Source organism: Streptomyces sp. NPDC020597, assembly GCF_044335095.1.
In the GTDB taxonomy this organism is placed as follows: Bacteria; Actinomycetota; Actinomycetes; order Streptomycetales; family Streptomycetaceae; genus Streptomyces.
In genome coordinates, this window is sequence record NZ_JBIRUL010000062.1 from 1 (window position 1) to 9571 (window position 9571).

Below are 9571 nucleotides of genomic sequence, written 5' to 3' on the forward strand. Positions count from 1 at the left end.
CAGCCCCTGCCTCGAACCGTCAAGGGCGACTCGGCTTCAGAACGGCTCCAAGCCCTGGGACTGAACTACCCGTCCTCGCCGGCACCACCCACCTCGTGCCCCACCGGACGGGTGGGCTCCACCCTCCGCCTCTCCGGCCAACTCCCTCTCAAGGACGGCGAGCTGCTGGGTCAGGCCGTTGTCGGCCGGGACATGGAGCTGGAGACGGCGCGGGAGCTCGCGCGCCATGCCGCGCTCAACTGCCTCGCCGCCGCTGTGCGGGCGGTGGGTGACCTGGGCCGGATCCGGGTCGTGCAGATGCCGGTCCTCGTGGCCAGTACGCCGGACTTCGGTCGGCAGTCTCAGGTCGCCAACTCCGCCAGTGAACTGCTCATCGAGGTGCTCAGGTGCGGCGCGGAACGGACTCGCTCCCTCTGGTCCCTGCGGCGAGCAGGGCGAAGCCAAGTGCGAAGCCGAGCATGGTCCAAACGCCGCGGGGCCAGAAGATGTGGCTGTCCATGAAGGACCAGCCGGCCACCAGGAGAATCATCGTGCCGGGAACGACGCGCGCGCCGTGCTTCGGGAAGAGCGCGACGGCCGTGGCCACGACGGCGACGATGAGGGCGTAGGCGCCGATCTGCCCGAGCGAGTCGCCCGTGTCGTAGAGCGGGTGTTTGAGCGGGCCGATGCTCGCCGTGTCCGTGGCGTGCTCCACCGCGGTTCCCGCCGCGATACCGGCCACCGCGTCGAGGCCGGTGTAGAAGGCCGCGTACAGGAACGCGCTCGTCCAGGCGATCACCGTGGCGAAGCCTGCGAGGTCCGGTCGGGGGCGGTGCCACAGCGGCACGAGGAGGCCGGCCGTGAGCAGCGGGAAGACCGGCAGCAGTGCGATGTGCAGATGGGTCCAGTCCGCGGCTGTCGCCCTGGACAGGCCATGCGGGTGCGCGGCCCCCGCCGCGGCCAGCAGAAGGGGCGCGGCGGTGACGAGGGCGATGTTTCGGATGGTCGACACATCGCGATCGTAGGCGCGTCACGTCACGCGAGGGGGGCCGCGTAAGGGCTTCGTAAGATCTTGTTCGGTGTCACCTCCTCGGGGGCGAGCACCAGTGGGACCGATCCGCTGAACGCGACGAACCGGCCTCGCCGTTCATGTGGCGAGGCCGAGCGAACACCTGTGAGAGCGCGGGGGCGACGGTTCGGGTGGAGCGGGTCAGCCTTAGCGGCGACCTGAGTTGATGCTCGTTGCTCGAGTGGAAGTCCGCCTTGCGGTTGCCCACGTAGTCGTGGACGTGATGGGCGCCGTTGCTGACACCGGGAGCGACGATGCCGTCGTCCGAGTTGTTCCGGCCCCTTTTGTCGACTCCGCATCGGGAGGCGAAGGCTACGGTCGAGACGCCTGCCCGACTGCGGACCTGGCGCACGTTCGGGGCGCCTTGCTGATGTCCGCGAAGTCGGCCGCGATGGGCCCGTCGTTGCTCTGACCTGCGGCCCCGAAGTGATGCGCCATGGGCTGATGCTTCCGGCGAGGTCTTACGGACCTGTGACGTGATGGGCGCGTTGCTGCCGTGCGGCGTGGAGGTGCTCCTAGCGTTCGCGTATGCGAGTACTGGTCACCGGCGGAGCCGGGTTCATCGGGTGTCATGTCGTGGAGGCGTTGACCGCACGGGGGCACGAGGCGGTTGTGTTCGACCTGCGTGGCGGCCTGGACGTACGCGACGCGGAGGCGGTCGCGGCCGCTCTGACGGGTGTGGACGCCGTGTGCCATCAGGCGGCGATGGTGGGTCTTGGGAAGGGGTTCGACGACGCGGTCGAGTACGTGTCGCGCAACGACCTCGGCACGGCGGTGCTGCTCTCCGCCATGGCCGACGCAGGGGTGGGGCGGCTCGTGCTGGCCGGGTCGATGGTCGTGTACGGCGAGGGCTCGTACGGGTGTGAACGGCACGGGGTGGTACGACCAGGCCCTCGGGCGGTGGCGGATCTGGCGGCGGGGCGTTTCGAGCCGAGGTGCCCGCGGTGCGAGGAGGCGCTGACGCCGGGGCTGGTCGGCGAGGACGCTCCGATCGATCCCCGGAACGTGTACGCGACGACCAAGTTGGCCCAGGAGCATCTGGCTTCGGCCTGGGCCCGGTCGACGGGCGGCACGGCGGTTTCGCTGCGGTACCACAACGTGTACGGGCCGGGCATGCCCCGCGACACCCCGTACGCGGGGGTCGCCTCCTTCTTCCGGTCCGCGCTCGCCCGGGGCGAGGCACCGCGTGTCTTCGAGGACGGCGGGCAGCGGCGGGACTTCGTGCACGTACGGGACGTGGCGGCGGCCAATGTGACGGCGCTGGAAGCCGAGTCGCCGGCCGGAGCGCTGTCGGCGTACAACACCGGAAGCGGGGAGCCCCACACGGTCGGCGAGATGGCGCGGGCGCTGGCGTCCGCGTACGGCGGGCCCGAGCCCGTGGTGACGGGGGAGTACCGCCTGGGGGACGTACGGCACATCACGGCGGACTCGTCGCGCTTGCGGGCCGAGCTGGGCTGGAAGGCCGAGGTCGGCTTCGAGGAGGGCATGCGGGAGTTCGCGCGAGCGGCGTTGCGCGAGGAGTGATCATCGGCCGGGCCTGTCGCGGCGGAGGAGGCGGACGGCGTCCCGCCGACCGGCCGGTGGTCGAGCAGCAGCGGGTCGCCGGGGGGCACCGGCTGCGTCGGCCGCCCTCCGGACCCTGTTCCCTGACTCGACGTCCGCGTTTCGTAAGGGTCCGAAGTCCCTTACGTACCCTTTGTCTTCGTAAAGTGAGAGCCGTGACGATCAATTCTGCAACGCGATCGGAAGCGGGGACGGCCGCGGCGACTGTCGACGTGGTGCTTCCCTGTCTGAACGAGGCCGAGGCCCTGCCCTGGGTCCTTGCCCGCATCCCGCCCACCTGGCGTGCGCTGGTGGTGGACAACGGATCCACGGACGGCTCGCCGGAGCTGGCCCGCGACCTCGGCGCGACCGTCGTGCGGGAGACGCGCCGCGGCTTCGGCGCCGCCTGTCACGCGGGGCTGACCGCGGCCACCGCGGACATCGTGTGCTTCTGTGACTGCGACGCCTCCCTCGACCCGTCCCTGCTCGTGCCCTTCGTGCGCGAGGTGTGCGACGGGGAGGCCGACCTGGTGCTCGGGCGGCGCCGTCCGCAGGTCCGGCGGGCCTGGCCCGCGCACGCCCGGGTCGGCAACATGGCGCTGGCACGGATGCTGCGTCGCCGCACGGGGCTGCGCCTGCACGACCTCGGCCCCCTCCGGGCCGGCCGTCGTGAACAGTTGCTCGCCCTGGCGCTCACGGACCGCCGCAGCGGCTACCCCCTGCAGATGGTCGTGCGCGCGGCCGACGCCGGCTGGCGTGTCGTCGAGCACGACGTGCCCTACCTGGCGCGCACCGGTGCCTCCAAGGTCACCGGCACCTGGCGCGGAACCTGGCAGGCGGTACGGGACATGGGCCGCGTCCTGGCCGAACCGCCGGCGCCCCGGGACGTGGCAGGCGCCGAATCGTTCGCCGTACTCCCAGGAGGAACCGCTCAGTGACCACTCTCCTCGTCATCGCCAAGGAACCACGGCCAGGACGGGTCAAGACCCGGCTCACCCCGCCGTTCACGCCTCGGGAAGCGGCGAAGCTCGCCGAGGCGGCGCTCACGGACACCCTGCGTACGGTGGCGGCCACACCCGCTCGTCGCCGCGTGCTGGTACTCGACGGCGCTGCGGGCCCCTGGCTGCCGCCCGGCTTCGACGTCGTCCCGCAGTGCGCGGGGGGTCTGGACGAGCGGCTGGCCGCCGCCTTCGCCGGCTGCGACGGACCCGCGCTGCTCATCGGGATGGACACTCCGCAAGTGACGCCAGCGCTGCTCACCGTCGACTTCGCCGGCTGTGACGCGTATTTCGGGCCGGCCGAGGACGGCGGCTTCTGGGCGCTGGGCCTCGCCCACCCTGATCCCGAACTGCTGCGGGGTGTGCCGATGTCGACGCCCGCGACGGGTGCCGTGCAGCGTGCACGGCTGGCCGTCGCGGGCCTTCGCGTACGCGACCTGCCCCGTCTGCGGGACGTGGACACCGTCGGCGACGCGGAGGCCGTCGCCGCCGCTGTCCCGGAGAGCCGCTTCGCCGCCGAACTCGCGCGTCTCGGGGCGGCTGCCGGCCGATGAGCACCGCACATGAGATCACGTCGTCCACGATGATCGCCCTGGATCGCGTCGCGCCTGGCGCGTCGATGGGCGCCCCGCGCCCCTGGGCTGCAGATCCCTACTCCGACGCCCTGGTCACCGGCCGGGGTCCGCTCTTCCTTCGTCGCACCGACGGCTGGCTTCTGCCGCTGGAGGTGGAACGCTGGTGCGCCAGGGCCGACGCTGCCGACCTCGATGTTCTGGAGCACTGCGAAGGCGCCGTACTCGATGTGGGGTGCGGTCCGGGGCGGCTCGTCGCGGAACTCGCGGCCCTGGGCCGGCCGGTGCTCGGCGTAGACGTGAGCGAAGCCGCCGTCGCCCGCACCGTGCGGCTCGGCGGCCAGGCTCTGCAACGCTCCGTCTTCGAGCCGCTTCCTGCCGAAGGGCGCTGGGAGACGATCCTCCTTCTCGACGGCAACGTCGGCATCGGCGGCGACCCGACCGCCCTTCTCCGGCGGTTGTCCCAACTCCTCAGCCGAGACGGCCTGTTGATAGCCGAGACGGTTCTGGACGGTGAGGTCGACGAACGCGTCACCGTGCACGTCGTGAGCTTCACCGCCGGCACTCACGGCACAGCCGGCCCGCCCTTCCCCTGGGCCCGTCTCGGCACACCGGCATTGCTCCGGCTCGCGACAGGCACCGGCTGGCGCCCGGAGCGCCAGTGGACGACCGGTGGCCGCTCGTTCGTCGCCCTGCGCAACGGCAGGGACCGCATCCGGAGCACCACCGCCGAGCCACCGAACGGCACCGCCATGATCAAATGCCGGCGGGACGGGAATCCTTCGCCGGACAGGGTGGCGGCGGAACTGTAGCGCTCCGCCACCTGCCCGCTGGTCAGCGGAAGCCAACTCAGCGGCAGAGGCCCGAGAGCGCCGCCGGGACGCGCACGAAGACCGTCCACTCCCGGCGGCTGCCCATTCCCAGGCCCCGGGCGACGACCCGGTCCGCGCCGGGCAGCCGTGGTCCGCGGTGAGAGGCTCGCCGTTGACGAACAGGGCGAGCAGGTAGCAGGGAACGCGGTTCGCGCACCTGGTCGTGGGCCCTTACCTCGGCTTGGCCGCAGCCACGCACGACAACCGCTTCGGCGCCGCCGTCGAAGCGGGATCCGTTCACGCTGCTGATCGACGAGATCCTGCCCATTGATCTGGACGCGACCAGGAAACAGCGCCACACCGTTACCGCGGATCTACCGCCGTCCCATCGACGAGCACTCCTCGTCCGAGGCGTTGCGTTGACCACGTGAACCCGCACCGATGAGAGGGAGTAAGCGCCTGGGAGCAACCGCGCGGTCCGGCCAGGGACTGAGAGTCCGGTGTTCATACCTTGCTCGCGACCACCAGGTAGTTCTCGGCCTCGAGATCGAACGTGCTCAGTTCCGTCTGGAGTCCGACCCGGTGCAGCTCGACTTCGAGTTCCTCGTACCGGTAGGGCCAGCAGGACAGCAGTTCCGAGCGGACAAGAACCAACCCGGTCGCATCGACTTGCGCGATCGCAATCTCGATGTGGTGCTCCTCCTCCCAATGCGGCGCAATCTCCCAGCGATAGACCACGACGGCATCGCGACCGTGCCGGCGGACGAGTCGGTCACCGATCTCCAGCCGGGAACCTCTGGCCCTCACGAGTTCCCAAGTGCGGGATGTGAGCACCAAGCGCCCGCCGGGGCGCAGAAGCCGTGACATCGACTCCAGAGCAGCACCCCTGCCGGTCGCGCTCGTGGCATGGTGAAGCGAGTTGCCAACGCAGAACACCATGTCGAACGTGCTGTCCTGGAAATGGTCGGGCAACTCCTCCCAGTTCGCCCTTACGGCCCGGACGGATGCCCCGAACTCCTCAGACAACGCTGCAGTCCGACGAACCATCGCCTCGCTGGCGTCAGTTGCGACAACCTGCATGCCACGACCGGCGAGGCCAACCGCCAACTGTCCGGTTCCGCACGAACAGTCGAGGACGCGAGCGTTCGACGGCAGGAGATCGAGGACGTCGTCGAACGACGCAGCGAACTCGGCGGGAGGCAACTTCGCATCCGAGATGAGCCATTCGTACACCTCGGCAAGCACGTCATAACCCGTCACAACCACTACCTCCGTCACGCGGCAGACTCACGGTAGGACGTCAGTCCATCAGCGGAGCAAGCCGGGCACCAACAATTTTCGCAAGGGTGGCTCTGACCGTGTTTGTGAGTTGCCAGTTGTTCGTCTGAGTGGATGTCACCGACTGGTTGGCTGGGAAGACGTTCGTGAGAGGTAATGTCACTCGCGGGGTTGCCGTGGAGGGTGAATGTGCTCAGTGAAGGAGCACCGCGGACCGCCTGGCCAGACGAAGGTGTTGATCTGGAAGCCGCCGGGACCCGAGCCCGGTTCGGGCCGCCGTGCGGCGCGACCGTGGGTGGTGGGGGGTCGATGGTCGCGCAAGTCCCTCGACCGCAGGCCGGGAGCGGCCGCGGACGGGGATCGCAACTCATGACGAAATGCTGACGTCCGGCCTCACCTGAGCCTTCTCCGGCCTTCCCCGGCCTAGCGTGCCGGTGTGAACCGCGATCTTCTCCGTGACCTGTCCGCGGCCCTGGCCGCAGCGCTGCTCGTCACGACGGCGGCTGTGATCGGCGCCGTCCTGGAGCACCGTTACGGAAACCTGCATGTCAGCTGGCCTCCGCTGTACGGCCATTGGGAGCCGCACGTCGGCCCCGGCACCCCTGCCGCGATCATGGTGGCCCTCGCCGTGATCGCGTACGGGCCGCTCCTCGCCGCCCGGCTGCCGTGGCGTGCGCTGCTGTGCACTGCCTGGGGCACCGCCATGGCGTGGACGTTCTCGCTCGCCCTGGTCGACGGATGGCAGCGGGGAATCGCCCGGCGCCTGACGACCAAGTACGAGTACCTCCAGGTCATCGACCCGGTCAACCGCTTCCGCGACATTCCCGCCGCCCTGCGGGACTTCACCCAGCACATCCTGATCCACTCACCCGACGCCTGGCCCGCGCACGTCGCCGGACATCCTCCCGCGGCCACCCTCACCTTCGTCCTCCTCGACCGGATCGGGCTGGGCGGCGGGGCCTGGGCGGGCGTCTGGTGCATCACCGTCGGCGCGACAGCGGCGGTGGCGGTCCTCGTCACCGTACGAGCGCTGTCCGGGGAGATGCTCGCCCGCCGGACTGCGCCCTTCCTGGTCCTGGCTCCGGCGGCCGTGTGGATGGGCACCTCCGCGGACGGGTACTTCGCGGCGGTCGCCGCCTGGGCCGTCGCCTTCCTCGCCCTCGCCGTCACAGGACAGCGGCCACGGTCGGCAGGTCTGGCATCCGGGCTCCTCTTCGGCCTCACCGCATATCTCTCGTACGGGCTGACACTGTTCGCGGTGATCGCCGGGGGCGTCCTGCTGCTCGGCTCCCGACGACTGCGCCCCCTCCCTTACGTTCTCGCCGGATTCGTCGTCGTCCCGGCGGTGTTCACGATCGCGGGCTTCAACTGGTGGGAGGCGTACCACCTGCTGGTCACCCGCTACTACCAAGGGGCCGGAGGCATCCGGCCCTACGCGTACTGGGTGTGGGCGAATCTCGCGTGCACGGTACTCGTCGTGGGTCCGGCGACGGTGGCCGGGCTGCGACGAGCCGGCGCGGCTCCCCTCCGTCAGCAAGTGCGCACGTGCCTGCGCCGGCCCGACGCCGAACCCCGTCTCGTCCTGCTCGTACTCGCCGCCCTGCTCGCGCTCCTCGCCGCAGACCTCTCCGGCATGAGCAAGGCGGAGACGGAACGCATCTGGCTGCCGTTCGCGATGTGGCTGCTCCCGGCCTGCGCGTTCTTGAGCCGACCCCGCGCCTGGCTCACCGCTCAGGCCACCCTCGCCCTGCTCCTCAACCACCTGCTGCTGACAGGGTGGTGAGATCGACTCCAGCAGGGCGCGTCCAAGCACCATGGTGGTCGGGTCGATGCCTCGGATTCGCGTCGAAGGCGAAGGCTCGCAGCGGCTTGTCCCTGGGGAAGGCCGTGGCCCGGATCCGGCGCTAGCACCGGTGCCTGGCCCGGTCGTCGCATTCGGCCATCAGCAGCTCGGCGAGGAAACCGCGGTAGGACATCTGGTCGTGGCTGGCGCCGTCGGCCATCTCCTTGAACTGCCGGCGGATGGCGGGCAGCCGCAGCATGCGGCGTGCCTGGTCGATGTCCCGGGCGCCGACCACCGCGTTCAGTCTGGTCAGCGACGAGACCTCCGGGACGGCGAATGTGTCCCCGCGGGACGCCTCTGATATGCGGGTCTCAATGTCAAGCCACCGTTCGCGCGCGTGAGTGTCGGCACCGTCCTCCATGCTCAGTCCGGAGCGGCTGTCGGATGCCCGTCCTAAGGTTGTGCCCATGGACATCACGGATTCACCACAGGTGTGGCTGGAGCCTTGGGCCGAGGGCGACTTCTGGCTTCTGCAGAGAAACAATGCGCCTGAAATGATGGAGCACTTGGGTGGTCCTGAGACGGAGGAGCAGCTGCTCGCGCGGCACCGCCGCTATGTCGATCTGAAGCGGGGGCAGATGTACCGAGTCACGCTGGTGGGTTCCGGCGACACCGTTGGCTCGATCGGTTTCTGGGAGCGTGTGTGGGATGACGGGACGGTGTGGGAGACCGGGTGGGGAGTGTTGCCTGAGTTCCAGGGACGGGGCATCGCCGCCGAGGCGGCCCGTGCGGTCATCGAAGCGGCCCGTACTGCGGGGCAGCACCCGTATCTGCACGCATTTCCGAGCGTGGATCATCCCGCGTCCAATTCGGTCTGCCGTAAGGCGGGGTTCGAGCTGCTCGGTGCGGTCAGGTTCGAGTATCCGAAAGGCTGCTGGTTCACATCCAATGACTGGCGGGTCGATCTCAGGGGTGTCTGACATACAGGTCAGGAGGCTTGTCCGTCGAGCCGGCTGAGGATTCCGTCGAAGGTCTGCCAGTGCGTCGTAAGGATTCCGTCATCACCTTCCGGGCGAGGGACGGGCGCTCTTGCCCGTTGAATGGGGGAGACAGACGGACTCCCAGGAGGCGAGGCAGGGATGGGGCGCGTGCGGAGGGTACTGACCAGGCCGTTGATCATCGCGGTGCTGGTGGCGGCAGTCGGCGGGGTCGGCTTCGGGCTGTACTGGTTCCAGCCGTGGAAGCTGTGGCAGGACGAGACCGTCGAGGAGGCCCTCCCCGGGGTGGTGGAGACTTCCGCTCCTCCCGCTGTGGCGCCCTCGCACGAGCCCTCCGAGCAGCCCTCGGCCACCGGCCCGCAGACGCTGGCGAGTGGTGAGCTGATCAGCCACGAGCATGCGACATCGGGCACGGTGAAGCTCGTACGGCTGGCCGACGGCTCCCGGGACTGCTGCAGGATCAGGTGACAGCGGAGTTTATGCAGCCAGAGCTGCGGGTGGAGTCATGATGGTCTCGTACTCGACGGGGGTCAATCGGCC

Annotated in this window: 9 protein-coding genes and 2 pseudogenes; 8 read left to right on the forward strand and 3 right to left on the reverse strand. The window is 69.8% G+C overall.

The window, feature by feature from the left end; genetic code table 11:
* Positions 1-60 precede the first annotated feature (60 nt).
* The gene (locus ACH4ZA_RS39650) at positions 61-501 is read left to right on the forward strand and encodes a RidA family protein (protein ID WP_398433865.1); all 441 of its coding nucleotides are present in this window, start codon (positions 61-63) and stop codon (positions 499-501) included.
* On the opposite strand, the gene ACH4ZA_RS39655 is transcribed toward ACH4ZA_RS39650, so the two are convergent.
* Positions 383-991, reverse strand: coding sequence for a hypothetical protein (locus tag ACH4ZA_RS39655; RefSeq protein WP_398433858.1), 609 nt, complete (start codon positions 989-991; stop codon positions 383-385). The two genes, ACH4ZA_RS39650 and ACH4ZA_RS39655, sit on opposite strands and share 119 nt — an antisense overlap.
* Positions 992-1576: 585 nt before the next feature.
* Here ACH4ZA_RS39655 and ACH4ZA_RS39660 point away from each other — a divergent pair.
* From ACH4ZA_RS39660 to ACH4ZA_RS39675, 4 genes are all read left to right on the forward strand, one after another.
* On the forward strand, positions 1577-2572 hold the full coding sequence (locus tag ACH4ZA_RS39660) for an NAD-dependent epimerase/dehydratase family protein (RefSeq protein WP_398433859.1): 996 nt from the start codon (positions 1577-1579) through the stop codon (positions 2570-2572).
* Positions 2573-2757: 185 nt separating this feature from the next.
* Positions 2758-3528 (forward strand): glycosyltransferase family 2 protein, encoded by a 771-nt coding sequence (locus tag ACH4ZA_RS39665; protein ID WP_398433860.1) that lies wholly within the window; start codon positions 2758-2760, stop codon positions 3526-3528.
* A complete protein-coding gene (locus ACH4ZA_RS39670; RefSeq protein WP_398433861.1) occupies positions 3525-4142 on the forward strand; it encodes a DUF2064 domain-containing protein in 618 nt (205 codons plus the stop codon). The genes ACH4ZA_RS39665 and ACH4ZA_RS39670 overlap by 4 nt, the downstream gene beginning before the upstream one ends.
* Complete coding sequence (locus ACH4ZA_RS39675) at positions 4139-4972, forward strand: class I SAM-dependent methyltransferase (RefSeq protein WP_398433862.1); 834 nt, start codon at positions 4139-4141, stop codon at positions 4970-4972. The genes ACH4ZA_RS39670 and ACH4ZA_RS39675 overlap by 4 nt, the downstream gene beginning before the upstream one ends.
* Positions 4973-5476: 504 nt before the next feature.
* On the opposite strand, the gene ACH4ZA_RS39680 is transcribed toward ACH4ZA_RS39675, so the two are convergent.
* A complete protein-coding gene (locus ACH4ZA_RS39680; protein WP_398433866.1) occupies positions 5477-6232 on the reverse strand; it encodes a class I SAM-dependent methyltransferase in 756 nt (251 codons plus the stop codon).
* 454 nt (positions 6233-6686) lie between these two features.
* Here ACH4ZA_RS39680 and ACH4ZA_RS39685 point away from each other — a divergent pair, with 454 nt between their 5' ends.
* On the forward strand, positions 6687-8033 hold the full coding sequence (locus ACH4ZA_RS39685) for a hypothetical protein (protein WP_398433863.1): 1347 nt from the start codon (positions 6687-6689) through the stop codon (positions 8031-8033).
* A gap of 52 nt (positions 8034-8085) precedes the next feature.
* Here ACH4ZA_RS39685 and ACH4ZA_RS39690 read toward each other — a convergent pair.
* Positions 8086-8292 (reverse strand): annotated as a pseudogene (locus tag ACH4ZA_RS39690) (ATP-binding protein); the annotation flags it as partial.
* Between the two features lie 208 nt (positions 8293-8500).
* Between ACH4ZA_RS39690 and ACH4ZA_RS39695 the strand changes: the two are divergent.
* Positions 8501-9013, forward strand: a complete 513-nt coding sequence (locus tag ACH4ZA_RS39695) for a GNAT family N-acetyltransferase (protein ID WP_398433864.1) — start codon at positions 8501-8503, stop codon at positions 9011-9013.
* 159 nt (positions 9014-9172) lie between these two features.
* Positions 9173-9475: pseudogene (locus ACH4ZA_RS39700) on the forward strand (electron transporter); the annotation flags it as partial.
* Positions 9476-9571: the final 96 nt, after the last annotated feature.